Genomic DNA, 22,184 nt, shown 5'->3' with positions numbered 1-22,184 from the left:
TCCGCTTATCCGATCGTCAGAGGGCTTTCAGGAAGCTCATGAGGCCAGCATCAGTATGCCAAGGCCTGGTCCTCGTCTCCTTCGGTAGATCGCACAGGGCAAGCGCTTTAGCCTTCATTTCCAGGTCGACCTCTGCATAGATATGGGTGGTATCCAAGGAGACATGCCCTAACCATGCCCGAATGGTGTTGATGTCCACGCCCGAACGAAGCAAATGGACGGCACAGGTGTGCCTCAGGCAATGGGGGCTGATGGTCTTTGCCATCAGCGACGGCAAAGCCTGACTCGCTTGGGCAACCGTTCGACGCACGACGGCATAGATACCAAACCGTGTCAGCGGTTGATTGAGCCGGTTAAGAAACACGAATTCTCCGCACGCGCGTCCGGCAATAAGCGGCTTTAAAACGTCCGCGGTACGAGGCCAGATGGGGCACCAGCGCATCTTACCCTTGCCGACCAGGCGTACCGCAGGAGAGGTGCCCCATTTGATATCTTCCAATGACAGATGAGCAGCCTCGTCAGCTCTCGCTCCGGTGTTATAGAGGAACAGCAACAAGGCGTGGTCCCGCATTCCCAATGCCGTATGCAGGTCAGGCGTGTGCAGTAATGCCTCCATTTCCGGCTTGTCCAGGTACGTCAGAGTTGATGACGCCGTCTTCTTGAAAGGAACGCCACGTATTGCTGCGCACCATGCCACATGCTCCGGGCTATGCATGCCGATGAACTTCGCGAGCGAATGGATCGTCGCCAGACGCAGATTACGCGTGGCGCCGCTGCAGCGACGTTCCTTCTCCAGATACCGCAAAAACGAGCGCACACTGGCAGGCGAGAGATCATCGATCGAAAGGCGATCGACTGCCTTCCCCAGTGCCTTGCTCAGGAACGGAAGCAGAAGTACCAGCGTATCGCGATAACTGAGTTGGGTATTGCGCGCGAGATTGCGCTCTGTGGCGACGTGTTCCAGGAGGAACCTGCGTATCCATGGTCCAATCGAGTTATTGTCACGCATCTCACACCTCCGATTGCGCGTAGCGATCAAAGCGCAAACTGGCTTCCCGCAGTAGCTCTGGCGTCATGCTGAGGTACTGCTGCGTGGACCTCAAGTCAACATGCCCCAGGTAAGTGGCCAATTGCGGCAACAGGCGTTGTACCTCGGCGCCGACGCGATACCACGCGACGACCCGATGAACGGCGCTGGCGTGTCGAATGTCGTGAATACGAGGCTGGTAACGCGCCGTAGACTCCCGCTGAATCTGTGCAGCTCGGCGAAGCCGGCAAAACAGCTTATTCACACGCTTGTAATTCAGGTGAAGGCCAGTACGCGTGGCAAGAAACGCTGAGTTGTCACCATCTGGCATGGGGAGCTGACGACGACGTGACAGATATTCGCCCAAAACGCTTGCCAACCGTGGGCCGATGGGAATCAGGCGGGTCTTAAAGAATTTAGCATCACGAACCGTTATCGTGCTGCTCTTCAAGTCGACATCCCGCAGGGTGATCGATAGCGCCTCGCCAATGCGCATTCCTGTCCCATATAGAAGCAGAAGCAAGCTACGCATGGTTTGAGCCAACATTGGAGACAACTGTGTTTGCAGTATTTCAGTTGCCGCCACTAACCGCTTTAGCTCATCAACTGTATATATGTATGGGACAAACGGCGGTGGATGCCTCGGGGTATCCGCAGGGAGCGGAGACCTCTTCGCAAAACCGCGTCCAATTGCATAACGGTAGAGGCCATCCAGGACCCTGTAGCATTCCAGCCAGCGATTGGTTACCGGTCCAGTGCCGGTGATAAATGCCAGGACTGCGCCTGGCCTGACGTCCTCGATGTCTATATCACCCATGGCGCGGCAATAGGCACGGAGCACGGCGGATTGTGATCGATAGCGCATACCCAATGAAGCCTTGAACGCGATGTAGGTCTCGACGAGTTCTTGAAGTCTCATGCCAGCTCTCCCAAATCGAAGGCTGCCACTTCACGCAAACCGGGCAGATTAACCTTTGCATACGTGCGGGTCGACGCGGTGCGGCGATGTCCAAGATGATCGCCAATCTCCTTGAGGGTCAACCCTTCTGTAACCAACCGGGTTCCGCAGGCATGTCTCAGACAGTGTGGGCCGTAGTGGGGGGACTGGATATTCAACGACTTCAGTCTGTAGGAGACTATGTCGTAGAGACCGCTCAGCGAAAGCGGACGAAACGGTGACACGAGAGTCAGGAATACCTCTCGATGTTTGCCATTCCGGCGGACCGATCGCAGATAACGAACAATGGCGTTGCCGACTGAAGGCAGCAGCGGGTATACCTGCGCCTTCCCCCTTTTTGCGCGATGGATATTCAGTTGATCATGCTGCCAATCGATATCCTCGAGGCGAAGATTCGCCACTTCGCTCTCACGCAAAGCGTAAATCGCAAACAGCATCAGGATCGCCCTGTCACGTACGTCGGCGGGACGAAGTGTATTCAAAGTGGCGAGAAGCCGTTGTACATCTGGCCACGATGGTCCCGTTGGCAATCCCTCCAGTGCGTAAATCCGAGGCCTCGGAATGGCATTTGCCAGATGCGTATTGCACCACCCTTGCTGGCCACCGAAGCGAAAGAACGCCCGCAGGGCGTCCACCGTATTGCTCACAGTAACGCGGGACCACCCGCGGTCCCTCCCGAAAGCAAGGTAGCCATCGATATCCGTAGCCCGAACGCTCGATAGCGGTCGTCCGAGGGGACCGTACCACTTCAAGAACTGCCGGACATTTCGGCGGAATCTGTCAATTGTGGCGTCGCTGAGTCCGCGCTCCTGTTTTGCCCAGTCGGCATATTCATCCAGCCGCGAGCCGAACGGTATGTGTTCGATAGGTTCACGCAGGCTGCCGAGGAATCGGATCCATGTGCAAGCGTTGGCGATCAGCCTCCTCCGCGTAGTGGGTAAGTCGAGCCGAGGACCACTTGTGCGCTCGCGATCGACAACGAGTGATCGTACTTGATCGACAGTGACACGCAGGTTATTACGGTGCTGGAGCCTTTGTGCGATCCAAAGCAGGTCATGGGCTTTACGTCGTACCGACCAATAAGAGTCACCCCGATGCACGCAGTAATTCAGATAGCGAATCCGTTCTTCGGCAAAAGGCGCCGTCGAGTGACGGGCTACCGCTGACGCACGCTTGAAAAGTTGGGCAAACATGGTCGAACCTCCGTCGGAACATGAGATGCTCCTCCAGTCAACGACCAAAAGTTATGTGTTGTCAATGCGAGAAAAAAGGAGCGTTCACGGCACACGTCGGGGGATTCACAACATAAGTTTCGGAAAAACATTTGGCCGCAAGGACCACTACGCGCTGCTCTCGCCGGTGCTGCTTGAACGCCTGCGGGTCTTCGCGGGTATCGAGGGCAGCGTGGCTGTGCAGGTCAGCGTCAATCCCACCAAGGTCGGAAAGGCTGTCTTCTTCGTGGAAGACCTCCCCGCCTCCCCCGCGCACTAATGGCAAAAGGAAAAAGAACAGGAATCTGGTCATCATTGCCGGGTTGATGCTGTCATTGCTCGTGCTCGACCTCGCGACCGGGGAATTCATGAACCCGCGGGCATCGAGCAACCGCGAAATCGGCTTCAACCTGCTCACCACGATCATTCCGTTCGCGCTTCGGGCGCTGCTGGTCGTGACAATGGGCTGGGGCATCGTCCGACTCTTTCCTCATGGGAAGGACGTCCTGGCTCACGTCCCTCTGTGGCCGATGTTCTTCGTGATCCTGATAGTCGACGACTACATCAATTACTGGCTCCACCGCACGTCGCACCAACGGCCGGTCCTATGGCGCCTGCACAAGCCTCACCACACGCCCACCTATCTGAATGTCCTGATGGCGTCGCGCGAGAACAAGTTCTACTACTTCCCTATTCCGGCAGCGTGGATGGCGCCCGTGATGATCTATGCAAGCGCCGGCGCCGCCTCGGCACTGGTGTTCGGTTTCAAGGGCGTCGTGACGCTGCTGCAACATACGGGTTTTCGTTGGGATCTCCGGTTGCGGCGCTACGTTGCTGGACGTCTGCTGCTTGACGTCGTCGAAAAAATAGTGGTCTTGCAGGACTTTCATCACGTGCATCATGGCATCGGCCGGTATAACAACGCATCGTCCAACTATGGGGACACCCTCTGCGTCTGGGATGTCCTGCATGGTACGGCCTATGGACAACGACAGGGCAAGACGCCTTTGGCGTGGCCGTGGGAACGCCGGTCGAAGCCGGTGTGGTGCAACTGTTCTGGCCTTTGGTTCGGGCAAAGCGCCAGCAAGTGAACCCGTATTGGCCGAGCCTGCTGCGGTTATCGTGACAGCCAATGGCGTGGCCGTTGCGGTCGCGAACTGAGTGGAGGCGGCAATGCCGAAATGCTCCGCAAACTAGTCCTGTGACCCACACCGTACCGTCACGTTGCAAAGAAGGTCGAGGAAGATCGGGCGGTACGCTGGTATTTCAGGTTCAGCTCAGCCTGCGAGATATCGAAGAGCCACTGGTCGAGCGCGGGGTTATCGTCAGCTACGAAGCGGTCCGACGCCGGGGCCGGGACAGGCTACAACATGGGTGTTGCACAACCAGAAAAGTCGAGGTTGGCATGGGACGGCGGCACTTCGGCGCCTCGTTACCAGCCGGAAGGGGCAATTCAAGTGGCGTACGCCCGGGGCTATTCACAGCTTTGAACTTGCTGCCTTCGATTGACCCCATACCACTGGATATCAGCTTCAGCCTGCTGACAGAGTTCGACCCAACGCTGGCAAACCTACCGTACGGCCGCACCGTTTTCGCGGCGAATCCGGAGTTTGCGTAACTCGTGCTCGTCGACAAACACGCCGATCACGCGCACTCGATTGAAAGCGCGCAATTTAAAACAGAGATGGAATCGGCGAAGACAGCGCGGATAGGTGCGCCGGTTAAAAGATAACGCTTCGACGGCAACTGCAAATGCCGGTTGCGAAAAAGAGTGTCGATATAAGAAGTACCGCACATAACCTTCAAATCGCAGTTGTTAGGATGACAGGAAATCGGCCACACTAAATCGGGTGAAAGAAATGAAAGCAAAGACCATTGTCGATCCTGACAGGCTTAAGCCAAACGGCATAGACATCGATCAGATGGCCGCGCTTAAAAAGCGCGGGTTTGCTTCGTTTGAGAATGTTGTATCCTCGGACCAAATTGCCGAACTCAGGGCTATCTGCGAGCGGCTTATATTCACCGGTACCGGTGCGCAAGAGGGCGCTTTATTTGATTTCGTTGGCGAGAATCCGCTCGCGTCAACCGGACTCACCCAATTGCTTACGCCAAGCAACTTCAATCCGAGGTTGCGCCGGATGCCCTATCACAAGCGTCTTGAGTCGCTGGCTAAACAGATTCTGGGTCCCCGCGCGCGATTTTCGGGAGATCACCTCTTCTACAAACCCCCGGTAGCCGGCCCTGAGACCCCGTGGCACCAGGACGAAGCCTTCCACAATCCACGGTTCACGTATCAGGAAGTGAGCTTCTGGATACCGCTGCAAGCTGCCACGGTCGAAAACGGCTGCCTGCGGTTCATTCCGGGCTCGCACCTTCGCGGCGTTCAGCCTCACAGGAAACTCGTGGGCAAGGAGCGTTCACACGGGATTGAATGTTACGACGGTTTCAATCCCGACGACGCAGTCTTTTGTCCGATCCCGGCTGGCGGGTGCACGGTGCACCTGGGTCGCACATTGCACGGGGCAGGTTCAAACGTCTCGGCCACTCCTCGTTTTGCATATGTCGTCGTCTTCGATGTTCCCGCTGTCGTTTCAAAGGAATACCGCGAATTCAACTGGCTAGATCAGCTTACAAAGCGGGACGAAACTGAACGTAAATGGAAACAGGGCGCCGGAAAGATTATCACTTTTTATCGTCGTCTGATGCGCCGCAACACTTTCGATCCTTATCGCCTGTATTACGGCCTTAAACGCCGTTGGTGGTCTTTGATGCAACGCCGCACGCGCACATAACACATTTTATTTTGCTGGATCGACTCGGACAGGGAAAATTACTTCGGTCCCGTCTTTGAAAAAATTCGCCACTTTGTACGGATTTAACCTGGGTGGCGGCAATAGATTGCTGAATTTTTTGCGTGCGTCTCGTAGTTCAGGGTTTTCCACGAACGTCCATTCAATTGACTAGCCGCGGCGTTGAGTCCGACCTGTGAATGCACCGATAAGCCAGTGTCTTTGGGAAAATCCTGTCCCAATGGCGCTGTCACGTTAAATTGTTCGCCGCACAATAGCGGAGAGGACACACGCTTGCTCAGAAAACGGACGGATCTTGGGTGGCCTCTGTAAAACGATGCCAGACGGCGAAGCGTGCGGCGAGCTGTTTGCGATAGAGGGAATCCCGTAGCAGATGTCGCTCGAGCGTGAAGTGCTGCGGGATCGGCCCCAAGCTTTCCCTCGGCGAGAGACAGGCCTCCGTCACCGGGTTCGGCTTTCGCGATCTCTTGCTGCAGCCGCGTCAACTCGACTCGACGCAAGGTAGTTGAATCGTCATCATCGAACTCAAGAACGACGGTGCATCGCACAAGGCCTCCTGTTTGTCGGATCTGCTCGATAACGATAGCTCGTTACATGCCATCGTCCCGGCCTGTTCAACGGCTTCCCGGTCTCCATGAGGAACGCGGCGCCACGCAGATGTCCACGTTCTATCGATATGTCCAGCGACGGTGTGTGACAAAAGTGAGCGGCGTTACCGCACATACAACCATCGCAATCCCTATCCACGGTCCGGCACCCGTCATCTGCGCGAGGTAGGACACCAGTCCGGTCAAGACCGCACCGGCAAGCGAAACAGCGATGAATCGCCAGACGTTCCGCGCACGCAGCGACGACGAAAAACTCCAAAGCGTGTTCACGAGGTACGACCAGGAGGTCGCGCAGGCGAACGCGACCGTATTCGCGAGAGACTGCGACATACCAGCGTGCAAGATCAGCGCGCCGGCCACGCCGATATGCAAGCCGGTCGCCGACAGTCCGCATATGCCAAAACGGATCAGTTTTCTCAACTCGGTGCTATTTTTCATGCCGGTGTCACTTCGCCGTCAGCACGGCGAGCAGCGACACGCCGCACGGCAACCCGCCATGTGAAACCCAATGACGCTCGGCACTGAAGATTCGATAGAGAAGCCTATTCAGGGCGCCGGCTGGCGTAGCATCGCCGCTGGACCGGTCGCGCTTAAGCAGACGATCGATAAAACGCACGGCAATCGCCAGCGGAAGCAGCAACGTGTTGAAGTAAGTCGTGCGTTCGATTCGATATCCTGCTTCGTCGGCGCACGCCGCGATCGCGGCTCGACCGTAGCGTCTATAGTGGTGAAGATGGATGTCGTGCGCGCTCCATAGCCATTGATACGCCGGCACCGTCACGACGATTTTCCCGCCGGGGGCCAGGACTTCCCGCATGCGCGCAAGCGCGCCAACGTCGTCGGCGATGTGCTCGAGGCAATCGAAAAAACAGATCAGATCGAAGCGTTCGCCATCGAAAGGCACATCATCCGGGCAACGCCCTGCGCGGATATCGAAACGCGCTCCGGTGCTTTTCGCGGTCAACCTTCGCGCCGTCTCGTCCATCTCCAATCCGCTCACGCTGCCGAATTCGGCCAGCATTTGCAGGTTGCCGCCTGTGCCCGAGCCCACCTCGAGCACGCGCGCGCGGGACGGCAACGCAAGGCGGCGCAACACCGAACTCAACACATCGCGCCGGCCGCGAAACCACCAATGTTCGGCCTCGGTCTCGGCCATCTGAAGATAAGCATCGGGGGACATGATTCAGGCCTCCACGGATCAGCGGCTTGCGAACCGCACGCGCTTGCGCGAGGGTTCAAGCCGCAGCGTGTCCGACATGCGTGAGCTGTTGCGCCCCACGGGCAGCGTGCTGATCTTGCTATTTTCCTGATAGCGGCGGCGCACGAGGTAGACGGGCCGTCCCTTCGTCTCGTAGTAGATTCGGCCGATGTATTCGCCGACCACGCCGATCCCAACCAACTCGATACCCCCCATGAAAAGCATCACGGAAAGCAGTGACGCATAGCCCGGCACCGGGTTGCCGAGCCAAAGCGTACGGCCGATGATAAAGCCGCCATATACAAAAGCCACCGTGGCGATCGCAAGGCCAATATAGCTCCAGCTCCGCAACGGCACGGTGCTGAAGCTCGTGATGCCTTCGAGCGCAAAATTCCACAGCCGCCAACCGGAGAACTTCGAATGACCCGCGCTGCGCGGTTCGCGCTGGTACTCGACGATCACGGTCCCATAGCCAACCCACGCAAACAGCCCTTTCATGAAGCGCCGCCGCTCCGGCAAGTTTCGCAATGCATTGACGACCTGCCGGTCCATCAAGCGAAAATCGCCGACGTTTTCCGGAAGCTTGACTTCAGACAGCGCATTGTGAACGCGATAGTAGATCGCGGCAGCCGTACGTTTTGCGAAGGTGTCGCAAGCCCGGTTGGTCCGTTTGGCGGCGACGACTTCCGCGCCCTCCCGCCAAAGTTCGACCATCACCGGAATCAGGCTCGGCGGATCCTGCAGATCCGCGTCGATAGGGATCACCGCGTCGCCCCACGCTTCGTCGATGCCGGCCGTCAGCGCCGCCTCCTTGCCGAAGTTTCGTGTCAGGTCGATGACACGAATGCGCGCGTCGCGCACGCTGGCGGCGATCAGCTTATCGAGCGTGCCATCGCTGCTGCCGTCGTTGACGCAGACTATTTCGAAACGCGTCGATGCAATCCCCTCGAGAACCGGAACGATCTCCCTAAAGAACTGACCTACCGCCTCCCCTTCGTTGTAGAACGGCACTACCAGTGAAATCAGTGGAATTTTATTTTGATCAAACATCATTACCTCCCCGTAAACCTGATTTGACGCTATGAGCCGGTGCAAGCGCGGAGCGCACATCGCGCACGTTTGTCTCCGGCGTTTCCTTCTCTCGTGTAACGGTCCTCACTCGTCGGCATAACGTTGGAAGACCGGGGCCTTGCGTCCTTCCAGCGCGATGCGCCGCAGCAGCATTCCGAGCGTTGTCAGCGAGATCAACGGCAAGAACTGGAACGGCCCGCAGGCAACGATCAACATGCCCGCAAGCGGCGCGATCCAGAGCACGGCCAGCCATTCCCTTTCGCCGCGTTCCCAACCCTCGACCAGCGCATGCCGGCAATACCACGCGATCAGCACACCGAGCCAGGCGAGGTCGTAGTCGTAGAGATACGGGCTCACGAGCAGGCTCGCGCAGATCAACGTTGCTGCACGCAGGGCATACGAGCTTTCACGGCCCCACGCGTAACAGACGGCAGCCGCGGCGATCAGCGCGCACGCGGCTTGCGCCGAGTAGGCGAGCACAGCCGGTGCATGAACCAACGTAGCGAGCGCGAATACAGTCGGCATGCGTGCCAGCGTGGCGTGTGCGGACTCGATGCTGTAAGTGGCAATCCCGGTGTTATGCAGGAATGCGGTTAGCGTGTCCGCGCCGAACGCGAGCACAGCAAACGCAAGTGTGGCCCCGGCCGTCAACACGAAAGCGGCCAGCGCGCGCCACGAATGGGAGCACAGTAGCGCCAGCGGAAACAGCAGGACCAGTTGTGGCTTCATGCACAACAAACCCATGCAGACCCCTGCAGCAACCGGTCTGCGGGGCAACCATACAAGGCCACAGCCTGCGAGCGCTGCTGTCAGCAATCCGTTCTGCCCGACGCTGATAACGAAAAGCGCACCAGGAAAGAACAGCACAGGCAGGATGGCATGCCGGTCCGGCACGATGGCCCGGATCACCTTGATGAAGAGCACATACGCGCCGCCGAGCCATAGCACCGCAGCTGCCTTATAGGGAAGCAGAGCGAGCGGAACGACCAGCAACAGCGTGTTTGGCGGATACAGCCACGGCAGGATGCCGTTGACGGTGCCGAGGTACGGAACCGTGCCGACCTCGATCGCAGATAGCGCCTGAACGTTGTACGCGTCGATTGCATGCCCATGCAGCGCAAGAACTGCGGCACTCCAGAACGGCAGGAAATCCACCACGAATGGACTCATGCCGCTCACCTCATTCTGCCGGCTCAGCCGGATCAGATAGATTGCGATGAACAATGCGTAGCACCCAAATACGATGATCGGGTATAGCCGCAGACGATCCGCGTTGAGCCAATGCGGACGCCTCGCCGGACCCGCTGCGTGCAATGCCGGCAGCGGCCGGCACTTTGGCGGCGCGTGGCGAAAGGTGTGCAGGTTCATGCCGCCTCCTGGGTATCAAGCCGCACGCGCCGAACGATCGCGAGCAGGACGAGCAGCAGGACCACCGGTCCGATTTGCGGCAACTGGGTCAGGCGATTGAGGTACTCGTATAGCGGCAGCAGCCACGCCACCACCAGAATGGCCTGTTCGCCGCGCCGCCAACCCTTTTCCAGACCACACACCGCGATACAGGCAACCGCCACGCCGAGCCAGGTCAGTTCGTAGAACCATAGATAGGGGTTGGCGAGCAACGTCGCCACTGCCAGTGCCGAGGCCCGCATCCGCAGATCGTCTGTGCGTTTCCACACATAACACGCGGCTACCGCTGCGATGAGTGCGACGCCGCCTTGCGCGATATAGGCCATGGCGACCGATACGTCGGCGAGGCGCAATGCGGCGAACGGGGTCGGAGACGCGAACCAGTACTGCATGCGGCTCTCGAGCACGAACTCCCGCGCGAAGCTTGTGCTGGCCGCGAACGCGTGGAGCGATTGAGTGCCGCACACCAGCACACTCAGTGCTGCAAACGTCGCTACGCTGATCGCTGCCATCCATATGGTTTTCCATGCACGCGCCGCGATCAACACCACCGGCAGCAGCACCGCCAATTGCGGCTTGATCGCCAGCAAGCCGATGCAAATACCGGCCAGTACGGGCTTTTTTTCGGTCCAGCGAACCGCGAAGGCCATCAGCGCGGCGGTCAGTAACGCATTCTGCCCAATGACGGCTGCGACATAGACACCCGGATACGCCAGCACGACGAGCCACGCAATCTGCGGACGGCGAAAGTGCGCAGCGAAACCGCTGACACCTAGCGTCCCCGTTGCGAACAACCAGGCGCCGACGCACACGAACAGTAAATAGCAGATGGTGTAAGGCAGAAGAGCAAGCGGTGTGACGAGCAGCAGTAGCGTTGGCGGGTAAAGCCACGGCAAAAAGCCACGACTCACATACGCACCGAAAAGCGCCGATTCTGCCCGTGCAAAAGTGGGGTAGTCGTAGACCGCCGCAGGCAAACCGTTCAGCATCATATGTGATGCCGTCCAGAAGACCGAGAAGTCGACGCCCGGCCGGGTGACATCAGGTGCCATGAAGCCGCTGCTGGACCAACCCCATGCCGCCAGCACGATGACGTTCAGCACCAGCATCACGCAGCTGTACAGCAGCACGCGTTCGCGTGTCAGCCAGCTATGGATGCGACGCTCGGCACCGAGCGCTCCCCGATCTGAAAAGTACATGATCCCCGCCTCGCACGAGAGCCGGATGTTTATTCTCATCCGGTCTATCTGATTTTTTTGGTTTCCATTCCTAAGCGAACGAATGGTTCATCGCGCGCTTGTGGTCGATTCATTGTTGTAGGAAATACTTTGACTTTCAAGCCATCGTTTTCCTCACCGGCCGTGGCACCCACCAAAGTCACGCGCCACAGCGCAAATTCGACGCGTTTTTTCGCGTGCCGGATGAGTCGCGTTTCAACCTTGAGACTGTTCGGACCGGTGGCCCCCTGGAAATATCCCGATTTCATCGCCGCAAGCGTTCGAACCGAACCAGGGTAAATCGCGAGACGTTTTCCGCCGCGCGACGAACGGCGGGACTTTCCGGGATTCCGCCTCGGGCGGATTGACACCCGAAAACGTTGCAGATTTGAGACGACCTGTGCGCCGAGGCCGGGATTGGACAACGGGCAAACCGGCGTCACGCCCGTCTTTCCTGGTATTTGGGGAAGCTGGCCCAGAGCTTGCGAAGGAAAGGGCGCGGAAGTCGACGACATGACGACCGGTGCGATTCAGGAGCATGTACGAGGGGGATCCTGAAAACGCGACGGGAGTCAGCCACGGGGGAGTTCCTTCACATACGCAGCTGCGATCATCAAAGACAGCGCGGATGGAAAGAGAACAGATGGTGATCGCCGACTGACTAGCGGGCTCCGGCATAAGCCGCAAGCCAATAACGAGCAATAGAAGTCGAGGACCACAACATGAAGATCGATCAAACAAAACGACGGGCCCACCGTCGTCACAGCGACAGCGGCTTCACGTTCCCGGCAACAACCACGTCGCTCATTCGCCGCGCGCATCATCGCGCCGACAATGATCTCCACGGACCCTACGCCTGGCAATCCGCCTTGCACACGCTCCGTGGCCTGTCTCCTCGCAGCGACTCTTCTGGCCAGATCGGTTTGCACGCATCCGTGTGTACGCCGGCACGGCCAGCCTAGACTCGGCGCCCTTCTTTTCCGCAGTGCCCGTAGTACCTTCCCTCAGCCTATTCAGGCCAAAGGGTTTTAATTAGTTATCCAAAGGAGCAAGCCATGCAACATATCATCGCCCAAGCCAAGCGTTTCGTTCGTGACGAAGATGGTGTGACCGCCATCGAATACGGACTGATCGCAGCTCTGATCGCCGTCGTCATCATCGGCGCCGTTACGACCGTCGGCAACAAGCTGAATTCGGTCTTTACGACGATTGGGAATGACCTATAAGCCGCGCGCCGACGGACGACGTCAATCCGTTGATTCGTCCGTCTCCGCCGGATCTCGATTCGGACAGCACTCCATTACCTAGACAGGAGCGAGCAATGAATGCGATGAGAAAAGCCGCACGACGCGTCGCGTTGCTGCAGTCCCTCCGGATTGACGCAGCCCGCATCAAACGTTTCGTGTCGGACGAACAAGGCGTGACGGCCATCGAGTATGGCCTGATCGCCTCGCTAATTGCGGTGGTCATCATCGGGGCCGTAACGCTAGTCGGGACGGATCTGAACGCGGTGTTCACCACGATCGGAAACGATCTGTAGAGACGGGATTGACGGGTGAGCGGTCTTCCGTTTCTCCCGTCTTCCCCAGGGATCATTGCGTGTTTCACCGTCGAGCGGAACCGGCGACGAACCAATTTGGGAGACAGCCATGCACACGTGGAGCGACATTGCGAAGCAATTGCTGTCGGACGACGGCGGCATCACCTCGATCGAGTACGCACTGATCGGGTCTCTCATTGCAGTGACGATCCTCGGCGCGGTCGCAACGCTCGGCAGTTCCGTGGGCAATCTCTATCAGCGCATCGGGACCCGCATCGCGATGGCGCTGGGATAAATGTAGACGAACTGAATCGAGGCCGCCATGTTTCTGCCCCCACAACCCATTCCTGCATGCGTGATTGCGCTCGCTATCGTGACAGCCAGCACGGACCTCACTTGCCGGCGGATTCCGAACCGGATCATCGCGATCGGCCTCGCCGCCGCGCTTGTCGCGCAGATCCGGCTGAACGGCCCGCTGGCCGGAAGTGCTGACTGGTTCGCGGGCGCCCTGACCGGGTTCGCGGTGCTGCTGCCCTTCTATCTGTTGCGGGGCATGGCCGCCGGCGACGTGAAACTGCTGCTGACGATCGGCGCCTGGGTCGGACCGGCGATGACCGTCCGTATCGCCCTGGCAACGTTCGTCGCGGGCGGGATCTGGTCGCTGTGCGTCACCTTGCGTCGCCGCCGCATGAGGCAACTGCTCGTGAATCTCTGGTGCATCTTAAGGAGCGCGTGGCGCCCCGGACAACAGATGGCTGGGAATCTTCACTACCAACAGATCGAATCGGTTGGATCACTGCCCTACGGTGTTGCCATTGCCGCAGGGACATTAGGTGTGTTGTTCGCATCGGCTGCCTAGCCGAAGAAATGCCGGGTTGCCGCCAGCATGGACAGCCGGAATCGTACAGCCTGTGATGCCGGTCGCAAACCGGTCCGGGAGAAAAGAGCGATGAACCAGCAGAGCCTTGAAAGCGGAAGTGTCGCGCAGGTTACGCACCTTCCGGAGCCTGACCCGTCGTACGGCCGGCACGCGGAGGAATCCACGGTGTCGCTGCGTGCTCCGCGCACGCTCGCGGAAACCGGACTGCCGCAGGAGTTCGTGACACGGCTCGTACTCAAATCCGTCCTGCTGCACGGCAAGTCGAGTTTCGCGGACCTCGCCGAGCGGCACAAGCTGTCGGTGGGCGTACTCGACGACGTGCTGGCATTTCTCGTGCGTGAGCACCTTGTCGAGATCACCCACCGTGGCGCGAATGACATCGACGTGCAGCTTCGTCTCACGGACAGCGGCCGCAATCTCGCACAAGACGAAATGACGCGCTGCAGATATTGCGGCCCTGCCCCCATCGCGTTCGACGGCTATGCAGCAAGTGTGCGCGAATACTCGATTCGTTGGGTCCGCATCACGCAAGGCGACGTAAGTTCGGCATTCCGCGATGTGGTCGTCGACCACGCGCTGCTCGATGCAGCTGCGGCATCGCTCAATGCCGGACGGCCATTGATGCTGCACGGTCTCGCAGGCAGCGGCAAGACGTTTCTCGCCGAGCGGCTTGGACTGCTGCTGCGCGGCAACGTGCCGATTCCCTATGCGCTCTACGTACGCGGCGAAATCGTCCAGGTTTACGACCCACTCGTGCATCGCGATGCGCCCGAGCAGAGTCAGACGCAGGCGAGCGACCCGCGCTGGCACATGTGCTGCCGCCCGGTGGTGATCTCAGGCGGCGAACTGACGCTCGAATCGCTCGACCTGCGCTATGACGCCACGGCCGGCTTCTACCAGGCGCCGCCGCACATGAAAGCAAACATGGGCCTGTATATCGTCGACGATCTTGGGCGCCAGCGCATCGCGCCCCAGGACCTGCTCAACCGCTGGTTGATGCCGCTCGATCGGGGCGTCGATCAGTTCACGCTGCAATCCGGCTCGCGCTTCGTTGCGCCTTTCGACGTATGGCCGGTGTTCTCCACCAATCTCGCTCCGGCCCAATTCGACGACGCATTCCTGCGCCGGCTCGGCTCGAAGCTGTACGTCGGACCCTTGTCTGTCGACGAGTATCGCGCGGTCTTCAACGCGCGTTGTGCGGCGCTCAATCTCACTGCTACGCAAGCCTCCTTCGATTACCTGCTCCACAACCTGCATCTGCCGAGCGGCAAACCGTTCCTGGCCTGCTATCCAGGCGATCTGCTCAATCTCATCTCCGCCACGGCGCACTACCGCGGCACGGCGCGCGAAGTGACAGGGGAAGGACTGCGCGAAGCATGGCACGGCTATTTCGGCACCGCGATGGACCACGACAGTACCTACCCACCTACGGCCGACCGGCCGGGCCAACAGTTGGCCGCCGGTTGACCGGCAAGTGTCCAACGACCTAAGCAGGAGTATCACCATGAAAAACAGTCGCGCTTTAGTCATGCTGGCCGTCGCCATGTTGGCCGGTCTGGCCGCCGTGGTCTTTGCTTCGCGATGGCTGATACAAACCTCGTCAAATGCGGTTACGCCGATCGCGGTCGCGGCGGGCGACGTCAGTCTCGGCGAGCCGCTCACCGCCAATCTGATCCGCACCGTCAACTGGCCGACGGGAAGCGTGCCGCCTGGTGCATTCACCGATCCGAAGTCGCTCGAGGGCCGTGTGGTGCGTGCGAGTCTCGGACGCGGCGAGCCCGTGATCGAGTCGAAACTCGCACCGATCGGCACCAAAGGCGGCCTCTCCGCCGTCATCGGCGAAGGCAACCGCGCCATCACGGTCCGCGTCAACGACGTGGTCGGCGTAGCTGGCTTCGCGCTGCCGGGCAACTACGTCGACGTCATCGTGAATACCCAGGAGCCGGGCAAGAGCGACGCTCAGCAAAGCATCTCGAAGATCGTGCTGGAAAAGATCCTGGTTCTCGCGGTGGCCCAACAGGTCAATCGCGATGACACGGCGCCGAAGGTCGTCAACGCGGTCACGCTCGAAGTCACGCCTGACCAGGCGGAAAAACTCGACCTCGCGCGCAGCGTCGGCACGTTGTCGCTGGTGCTGCGCAACCAGGTCGATAAGGCGACGCTGCCGACCGGCGGCGCCACGAAGTTCACGCTGCTCGGCACACCGGTAGCCGCACCGGCTTCGGCACCTGCAGCTTTGCCCGCACGTCCGGCGCGCGTGCACTACGCCGCACGACCAGCGGCGAAGCGAGACTGCGTCGGCGTGCTCTCGGGTGCGTTGGGCAGTGTCGAATGTTTCTAGGCCGGATGCGGCGGCATCTGCGAAGACGAGCTGCTGCAACTGGCACCAACAAGGCAAATAACGAAAGTCTCGATCCATCGATGTCGAGAAACGGGGGCAGGAAAATGAAAACGAAACTGGGGTTCTCAACCGGCAGGGCGATGCATAGCCGCTCGCTGAGCGGCGTCGTACTCGCCTCGGCGTTGTGCACCGGATTGCTTGTCGCACAAAGCGGCGTAGCGCAGGAAGCGGCCGAAGGCGCAGCGCTCGCGAAGGCCCGGCCAAATGCTCCGTTGCCGGCGGGCCGCGTGCCGACACCGATGATGGTCAGCATGGCGCCGATGCCGGCCGGTGGAGCAGCCGGCGCCTCCGTGCCGCTGCGCGGCCCGAACTGCACCGGCGAGATCCGCGAAGAAACCAACGTCGTCGTGCCGGTCGGCAAGTCTATAGTCCTGCCTCTCGCCGAACCGGTACGCAACCGCACGCTCGGCAATCCGACGATCGTGCAAGCCACGCTGGTGTCGCCGCGCACGCTTTACCTCGTCGGCATGGCGGTCGGCACGACCAACATGATCATTCAGGGACGCAGCGGCGGATGCCAGATGATCGATGTGATCGTCAACATCGACGCCAACGGCCTACAGCAATCGCTTGGGCAACTGTTGCCCGGCGAGCGTGGCATCCGCGTATCGACCGCCGCGGGCAACCTGGTGCTCGGGGGCAACGTGTCGAGCTCGCCAGCCGCCCAACAGGCGCTGGAGATCGCGAAGGCCTTTGCGAGCGCACAGCCCACCCAGCAATCGCAGAGCGGGTCCGGCAGCCTCGGCAACGGGACCAACGTGAACCAGCAGAGTTCGAGCACCAGCAAGGCGGCCGAGGTGATCAACATGATGACGGTCGACGCGCCCCAGCAGGTCATGCTCGAAGTCAAGGTCGCCGAGGTGTCGAAGACGCTCATGAACCAGATGGGCGCGGCGCTCAATATTCAGGGTGGCTTCGGCTCATGGAGCGGCGCGCTCGTGAGCAACCTGCTGGCCGGCGTATCGAGCCTCATTGCGGGCAGCAAGGCGAACAACCGCCCGTTGAGCTTCGCCATCGATGCACAAAAGACGGACGACCTCGTCAAGATCCTCGCCGAACCGAACCTCGTCGCAATCAGCGGCCAGGAGGCTACCTTCCTCGCCGGCGGCAAGATCTTCATTCCGGTACCGCAGAGCAGCAGCACGGGGGCGACGACCATCACCTTGCAGGAAGAGGAGTTCGGTGTCGGCCTGAAGTTCACGCCGACCGTGCTCTCCAACGGCCGTATCAGCCTGAAGGTCGCACCTGAAGTGTCCGAGCTTTCGCCGACCGGCATCACGCTCAGCGCGACCAACGTGAGCGGTGTGTCGATTCTGCCGCTCATCACGACGCGCCGTGCCTCCACGATGGTCCAGATGAGCGACGGCGAGTCGTTTGCGATCGGCGGCCTGTTGAGAAACAACGTGACCGGCGCGCTGAAAGCCATTCCCGGCATCGGCGAAGTGCCGGTTCTCGGAGCGCTGGCGCGCAGCACGTCATTCCAGCAGGACCTCACGGAACTCGTGTTCATCATCACGCCGCATCTCGTCAAGCCGCTGCAAACCGCGAACCTCCCGCTACCCACGGACAGCTTCTCACAGCCGAACCAAGCCGACATCTACGCGACCGGCAACATGGAAGGCCGTCGCCCGAACATGCCTGCCGCGCCTGCCGGCGCTGCTCCGGGCGCTTCGCCCATGCCCGCCCCGGCTTCGGTGAGTCCGCCGGCACCGCTGCCCTCGCCCGCACCGCCGCAGCAACCGCCCACCGGGCCCGTGGCGACGGCGTTGCCGCAGCCCGGCCCGCAGGCCGCGGCGCCCAGCGCCGACCGGTCGCGCCCCATGCCGGATGCGGCGGCCGGCACCGCGGCGCCGCTAGCGGACGCGCCGCCATCCGCGCAGACCGGACAGGCGGCCCGCGCCGCCCGTATCGAAAGCGCTGCGGCACGGATCGCCTCCCGCAACGTTCGGCAAGAAGTCGCGAACGCGGACGCTTCCACCGACGCGGTCGAACATTGATGTGATGCCAAGGGGAATCTCATGAAACACGAACACTTTGCTTTCGCACGCTGGGCTGCGCTCATCGTGCCGGTCTGTGCAGCGCTGGGCGGTTGCATGTCCAGCACGCCGATCTGGGACGCGCATTTTGGCGAGGCGCTCAAAACCGTCACCCAGGCGCAGATCATCGATCCACATGCGGCAGAACATGCGCAGTCGGCTCGGGGCATCGACGGCAGGTCCGCCGTTTCGGCAATGGAGACCTACGACAAGTCATTTCAGCAACCCGCACCGTCGCCGAACGCGTTTGTCATCGGCATCGGAAGCGGGGGCGGCGGGGCCAGCGGTCAGTAAGAACACTCTGCACGGGGGCGTCATGCGTAGCGCTAATCAGTCAGGCAGGTGCGGTGCAGTTCGTCGAGGCGAGCGCGGCGCGGTGTCCATCATCGTCGCGTTGTCGCTCGTGGCGCTGATCGGCTTCGTCGGCCTCGCGCTCGATCTCGGCAAGCTGTACGTGACCAGAAGCGAGTTGCAGAACAGCGCCGATGCCTGCGCGCTGGCCGCCGCACGCGATCTCACCGGTGCAACGGTCAATCTGTCTGTCTCCGAGGCGGCCGGCATCACTGCTGGCCACCTCAACTACGCGCTGTTCCAGAGCGGCGCCGTGCAGATGACAACCGACAGCAGCGTGTTGTTCAGCGATTCGCTGAGCAACCCCTTCCTGCCGAAGAGCTCCGTCGGCACTCCGGCAAACATCAAGTACGCAAAATGCACGACATCCAAGGCGAACATTGCGAACTGGTTCATACAGGTCCTTGGCGCATTCAGCGGCACGAGCGTAGCGAATGCAACCGTTTCGGCCACGGCAGTCGCAACCGTTGGTGCCGCGCAAACCACCTGCGCGATTCCGGCGTTCATCTGCAAGGCAGGAACGGAGACCACTCCGCCGACAGCAGGTGAAACGTATACGGTCGGGCAGTGGATCGCGTCGAAAACCGGCGCCTCTCCGGCATACGGTTCCGGCAACTTTGGATGGGCCGCCCTCGACGGCAGCAACAGCGCCAATTCGATCAAGAATCAATTGACCGGGAATTATTGCGCCCTGCCCGCCGTCGGCGCGAACATCGGTTCGACCGGCAACATGGTCGCCGATTCAGGTGCCTGGAATACGCGGTTCGGCATCTATGGCACCTCGTACAAGGGACCTGCCGACGGCGAGCCTGATTTCACCGGATACGCTTACACCGCAACGTCGTGGCCCACGCAGACCGGCGCATATAGCAACTTCGTCAGCAAGCGCCAAACGTTTCAGCCTTATCAGGGCGACACGCTGTCCGGCAGCAACACCAAAGGAACCTACAGCGCCAGCAACTACCCGCTCGGTGCCGACCGGCGTCTCGCGCTTGCGCCCGAACTGGACTGCGGGGTGCTGGACAAAAGCCACCAGGCTCCGGTCATTTCCTGGGATTGTGTGCTGATGCTCGACCCGATGGACTCCGGCGGCAATCCGGGCCCGGTCCATCTGGAGTACCGCGGTTCGTCGTCAGCGCCGGGAAGCCCGTGTGCGACGCAGGGTGTGCCGGGTTCAGGCAGCTCGGTCGGCCCGCAAGTACCAGTATTGCTGCAATAGGGGACTGTCATGAACAAACGCTCTACCCGTCCAGCACGCATGCGCGGTGTCGCCGCGGTGGAATTCGCCATCGTGCTGATTCCGCTCGTGACGCTCGTCGCCGGCGTGGCCGAATTCGGCCACGCAATCTACCAGTACGAAGCGCTCACGAAAGCGACACGCGATGCCGCTCGCTATCTGTCCACCTACCTGCCGACCGATAGCGCCTACCCGCTCGCGCAGGCCCAGTGTCTCGTCGTCTACGGCAGCACGACCTGCGCGGCGCCGGGAAGCGGAACGGAGCTCGTAACAGGTTTGACGACCTCGATGGTGGTCGTGTGCGACAGCGCGCACACGACCAATTGCGCGGATGCCTCCGATCCGGTGCAGTTCGCCAACGTCCCGACCTACGACAACAACAACGGAACCGGCCCTTCAAACGCAGCCGGCAGCATCAACCTCGTCGAAGTCAAGATCAAGGGGTATCCGTACTCCCCGATCTTGAACTACTTCAATCTGTCGCAACTGACATTCGGCAACATCGTCACCGTGATGAGGCAAGTGTCATGAACCGGAGCCCTGTTTCCCGGCCACTGCGGCTGCGCGCACAACGCGGTGCGGCCGCCGTCGAGTTCGCGCTGGTCGCAGGCATCTTGTGCACCTTGCTGATCGGCATTTGCGAAATGGGCCGTGTGCTCTTCTACTGGAACACCGCGAGTGAAGCCGTGCGCCTCGGCGCACGTACCGCCACGGTCTGCGATGCCGGTGCTGCGGTCATCAAAAGCAGGATAACAGGCCTGCTGCCTCTGCTCGCCGCGTCCAACGTGAGCGTCACGTACACACCGTCCGGTTGCGATTCCGACGCCGCCACTGCACGCAGCACGTGCACGTTAGTCACGGTCAGCGTGACCAACCTCAGTGTGAAAACCATGATTCCGTTCGTGCCCCTCACCCTCAAGATGCCACCGCTCACGACCACCCTTCCGCGCGAAAGTCTCGCGACGTCGACGGGCGGCACCGTCTGTCAATAACACAACATACCCAGGCAGCCACGACCATGATCAACATTCTCATCGCTTCGGAAAACGCCACGCGATTGGCCCAAATCGTGAGTCTGATCGGCGAATGCGGCAACTATCGCACGACCCGCGTGGCCGGCAGACCGTCCTCGCTCGTAGAACGCGGCGACAGTCTGGACGCCTTCGACGTGCTGATCGTCGACGCATCGTCGCTCGAAACCGCCGAGCTTCCGGTCGTCGGCAAGCTGTGCAACCGGCGCCCTCAGGTCACATCCATCCTGCTGATTCCCGATGCGTCGCCGCAGACGCTGATCGAAGCCATGCGCGCCGGCTTTCGCGACGTGCTCGGCTGGCCGCTCAACAAGGCTTCGCTCGGTGAAGCGCTGTCGCGCATCGAGAGTCAGGTGGCACTGAGTGGCACGCACGAAACGCAGATCGTTTCGTTCCTGTCCTGCAAGGGCGGAGCGGGGACCAGCTTCATCGCCAGCAACGTGGCGCACGCGATTGCGGATAGCCAGCAAAAACGTGTGCTGCTGATCGATCTCAACCAGCTTTATGGGGATGCCGCCTTTCTTATCACCGACGAAAGACCCCCCTCGACGTTGCCGCAGGTGTGCGCGCAGGTAGAGCGGATGGACGCGGCTTTTTTCGACGCCTGCCTCGTCCACGTGAGCGACACGTTCCACATACTCGCCGGCGCCGGCGACCCCATCAAGGCTTCGGAGATCAAGGAAGAAAGGCTCGAATGGATTCTGGGCGTCGCCGTTCCGCGCTACGACCTGGTGATCTTCGATCTCGGACAATCGCTCAATCCGCTCTCCATACTGGCGCTTGATCGCAGCAACCAGATCCATCTCGTCTTGCAGGCGAGCATGCCGCATGTACGCGCGGGCCGGCGTCTGCAGGAGATCCTGGCGTCGCTTGCTTATCCGCCTGACCGGACCCGGCTGCTTCTGAACCGGTACACGCGCGTTGGGGAACGCGCACGGGCCGCGCTGGAGGAAGTTCTCGGCATGCGTCCCTATCAGGTCATCCCGGAAGACACCGAGACCGTGTCGGAATCAGTGAATCACGGCGTGCCGGTAGCCAAGCTGAGCCGCAATAGCGCCGTGTCGCGCAGTCTGCTTGCGCTCGCGAGCAACATAGTCAGCCTTTCCGCGGGGTCCGAGGAAGTGCGCGTAAAGGCCGAGCCGCGGCTCAGCCGATTCTTCGGACGCAGCCCGGCACCGAAGCTCAAGGCTATGTAATACAC

Annotated in this window: 24 protein-coding genes and 2 pseudogenes; 16 read left to right on the top strand and 10 right to left on the bottom strand. The window is 60.5% G+C overall.

The window, feature by feature from the left end; translation table 11 throughout:
* Positions 1–16: 16 nt before the first annotated feature.
* The 3 genes from FVF58_RS06190 to FVF58_RS06180 are packed head-to-tail and all read right to left on the bottom strand — an operon-like array spanning position 17 to position 3,178.
* Positions 17–1,009 carry a tyrosine-type recombinase/integrase gene (locus tag FVF58_RS06190; RefSeq protein WP_149669004.1) on the bottom strand — a complete coding sequence of 331 codons (993 nt, stop codon included), beginning with the start codon at positions 1,007–1,009 and terminating at the stop codon, positions 17–19.
* 1 nt (position 1,010) lies between these two features.
* Positions 1,011–1,946 (bottom strand): tyrosine-type recombinase/integrase, encoded by a 936-nt coding sequence (locus FVF58_RS06185; RefSeq protein ID WP_149669003.1) that lies wholly within the window; start codon positions 1,944–1,946, stop codon positions 1,011–1,013.
* Positions 1,943–3,178 (bottom strand): tyrosine-type recombinase/integrase, encoded by a 1,236-nt coding sequence (locus tag FVF58_RS06180; protein WP_149669002.1) that lies wholly within the window; start codon positions 3,176–3,178, stop codon positions 1,943–1,945. Before FVF58_RS06180 ends, FVF58_RS06185 begins: the two co-directional genes overlap by 4 nt.
* A 25-nt stretch (positions 3,179–3,203) precedes the next feature.
* On the opposite strand from FVF58_RS06180, the gene FVF58_RS06175 reads away from it, so the two are divergent.
* From FVF58_RS06175 to FVF58_RS06160, 4 genes and pseudogenes are all read left to right on the top strand, one after another.
* Positions 3,204–3,476 (top strand): hypothetical protein, encoded by a 273-nt coding sequence (locus FVF58_RS06175; protein WP_149669001.1) that lies wholly within the window; start codon positions 3,204–3,206, stop codon positions 3,474–3,476.
* Positions 3,477–3,522: 46 nt separating this feature from the next.
* Entirely contained in the window at positions 3,523–4,287 is a 765-nt protein-coding gene (locus tag FVF58_RS06170; protein WP_149669000.1) for a sterol desaturase family protein, read from the top strand.
* A gap of 159 nt (positions 4,288–4,446) precedes the next feature.
* Positions 4,447–4,544 (top strand): annotated as a pseudogene (locus FVF58_RS06165) (IS6 family transposase); the annotation flags it as partial.
* Between the two features lie 511 nt (positions 4,545–5,055).
* Positions 5,056–5,988: a phytanoyl-CoA dioxygenase family protein gene (locus FVF58_RS06160; RefSeq protein WP_149668999.1), complete on the top strand. Its 933-nt coding sequence runs from the start codon at positions 5,056–5,058 to the stop codon at positions 5,986–5,988.
* Positions 5,989–6,283: 295 nt separating this feature from the next.
* On the opposite strand, the pseudogene FVF58_RS52525 reads toward FVF58_RS06160, so the two are convergent.
* The 7 genes and pseudogenes from FVF58_RS52525 to FVF58_RS06125 form a co-directional block, all read right to left on the bottom strand.
* A pseudogene (locus FVF58_RS52525) lies at positions 6,284–6,421 on the bottom strand (transposase); the annotation flags it as partial.
* 253 nt (positions 6,422–6,674) lie between these two features.
* Positions 6,675–7,052 (bottom strand): GtrA family protein, encoded by a 378-nt coding sequence (locus FVF58_RS06150; protein ID WP_149668998.1) that lies wholly within the window; start codon positions 7,050–7,052, stop codon positions 6,675–6,677.
* 7 nt (positions 7,053–7,059) lie between these two features.
* Positions 7,060–7,794 (bottom strand): class I SAM-dependent methyltransferase, encoded by a 735-nt coding sequence (locus FVF58_RS06145; protein WP_149668997.1) that lies wholly within the window; start codon positions 7,792–7,794, stop codon positions 7,060–7,062.
* Positions 7,795–7,812: 18 nt separating this feature from the next.
* Positions 7,813–8,862, bottom strand: coding sequence for a glycosyltransferase family 2 protein (locus FVF58_RS06140; protein WP_149669148.1), 1,050 nt, complete (start codon positions 8,860–8,862; stop codon positions 7,813–7,815).
* Between the two features lie 105 nt (positions 8,863–8,967).
* On the bottom strand, positions 8,968–10,251 hold the full coding sequence (locus FVF58_RS06135) for a glycosyltransferase family 87 protein (RefSeq protein ID WP_149668996.1): 1,284 nt from the start codon (positions 10,249–10,251) through the stop codon (positions 8,968–8,970).
* Positions 10,248–11,489, bottom strand: coding sequence for a glycosyltransferase family 87 protein (locus FVF58_RS06130; RefSeq protein ID WP_149668995.1), 1,242 nt, complete (start codon positions 11,487–11,489; stop codon positions 10,248–10,250). Before FVF58_RS06130 ends, FVF58_RS06135 begins: the two co-directional genes overlap by 4 nt.
* A gap of 44 nt (positions 11,490–11,533) precedes the next feature.
* On the bottom strand, positions 11,534–12,022 hold the full coding sequence (locus FVF58_RS06125; protein WP_149668994.1) for a hypothetical protein: 489 nt from the start codon (positions 12,020–12,022) through the stop codon (positions 11,534–11,536).
* 540 nt (positions 12,023–12,562) lie between these two features.
* Between FVF58_RS06125 and FVF58_RS06120 the strand changes: the two genes are divergently transcribed.
* From FVF58_RS06120 to FVF58_RS06065, 12 genes are all read left to right on the top strand, one after another.
* Positions 12,563–12,733, top strand: a complete 171-nt coding sequence (locus FVF58_RS06120; RefSeq protein ID WP_149668993.1) for a Flp family type IVb pilin — start codon at positions 12,563–12,565, stop codon at positions 12,731–12,733.
* Positions 12,734–12,837: 104 nt separating this feature from the next.
* Positions 12,838–13,047 carry a Flp family type IVb pilin gene (locus tag FVF58_RS06115; RefSeq protein WP_149669147.1) on the top strand — a complete coding sequence of 70 codons (210 nt, stop codon included), beginning with the start codon at positions 12,838–12,840 and terminating at the stop codon, positions 13,045–13,047.
* Between the two features lie 109 nt (positions 13,048–13,156).
* Complete coding sequence (locus FVF58_RS06110; RefSeq protein WP_149668992.1) at positions 13,157–13,342, top strand: Flp family type IVb pilin; 186 nt, start codon at positions 13,157–13,159, stop codon at positions 13,340–13,342.
* Between the two features lie 27 nt (positions 13,343–13,369).
* Positions 13,370–13,906, top strand: a complete 537-nt coding sequence (locus tag FVF58_RS06105) for an A24 family peptidase (RefSeq protein ID WP_149668991.1) — start codon at positions 13,370–13,372, stop codon at positions 13,904–13,906.
* A gap of 90 nt (positions 13,907–13,996) precedes the next feature.
* A complete protein-coding gene (locus FVF58_RS06100) occupies positions 13,997–15,394 on the top strand; it encodes an ATP-binding protein (RefSeq protein ID WP_149668990.1) in 1,398 nt (465 codons plus the stop codon).
* Positions 15,395–15,431: 37 nt separating this feature from the next.
* On the top strand, positions 15,432–16,268 hold the full coding sequence (gene cpaB, locus FVF58_RS06095; RefSeq protein ID WP_149668989.1) for a Flp pilus assembly protein CpaB: 837 nt from the start codon (positions 15,432–15,434) through the stop codon (positions 16,266–16,268).
* A 104-nt stretch (positions 16,269–16,372) separates the two neighbouring features.
* Positions 16,373–18,325: a type II and III secretion system protein family protein gene (locus FVF58_RS06090; RefSeq protein WP_149668988.1), complete on the top strand. Its 1,953-nt coding sequence runs from the start codon at positions 16,373–16,375 to the stop codon at positions 18,323–18,325.
* 21 nt (positions 18,326–18,346) lie between these two features.
* The gene (locus FVF58_RS06085) at positions 18,347–18,658 is read left to right on the top strand and encodes a hypothetical protein (RefSeq protein ID WP_149668987.1); all 312 of its coding nucleotides are present in this window, start codon (positions 18,347–18,349) and stop codon (positions 18,656–18,658) included.
* A gap of 22 nt (positions 18,659–18,680) precedes the next feature.
* Complete coding sequence (locus tag FVF58_RS06080) at positions 18,681–19,934, top strand: TadE/TadG family type IV pilus assembly protein (RefSeq protein WP_149668986.1); 1,254 nt, start codon at positions 18,681–18,683, stop codon at positions 19,932–19,934.
* 39 nt (positions 19,935–19,973) lie between these two features.
* Complete coding sequence (locus FVF58_RS06075) at positions 19,974–20,483, top strand: TadE/TadG family type IV pilus assembly protein (RefSeq protein ID WP_188130732.1); 510 nt, start codon at positions 19,974–19,976, stop codon at positions 20,481–20,483.
* Positions 20,480–20,944 (top strand): TadE/TadG family type IV pilus assembly protein, encoded by a 465-nt coding sequence (locus FVF58_RS06070; protein WP_149668984.1) that lies wholly within the window; start codon positions 20,480–20,482, stop codon positions 20,942–20,944. Before FVF58_RS06075 ends, FVF58_RS06070 begins: the two co-directional genes overlap by 4 nt.
* Positions 20,945–20,970: 26 nt before the next feature.
* Positions 20,971–22,179, top strand: a complete 1,209-nt coding sequence (locus FVF58_RS06065) for a CpaE/TadZ family protein (RefSeq protein ID WP_149668983.1) — start codon at positions 20,971–20,973, stop codon at positions 22,177–22,179.
* Positions 22,180–22,184 lie beyond the last annotated feature (5 nt).

This window comes from Paraburkholderia panacisoli (assembly GCF_008369935.1).
In the GTDB taxonomy this organism is placed as follows: Bacteria; Pseudomonadota; Gammaproteobacteria; order Burkholderiales; family Burkholderiaceae; genus Paraburkholderia; species Paraburkholderia panacisoli.
Note: the sequence above shows the minus strand (reverse complement) of the source record. Positions and strands in the feature narration are given on the sequence as shown.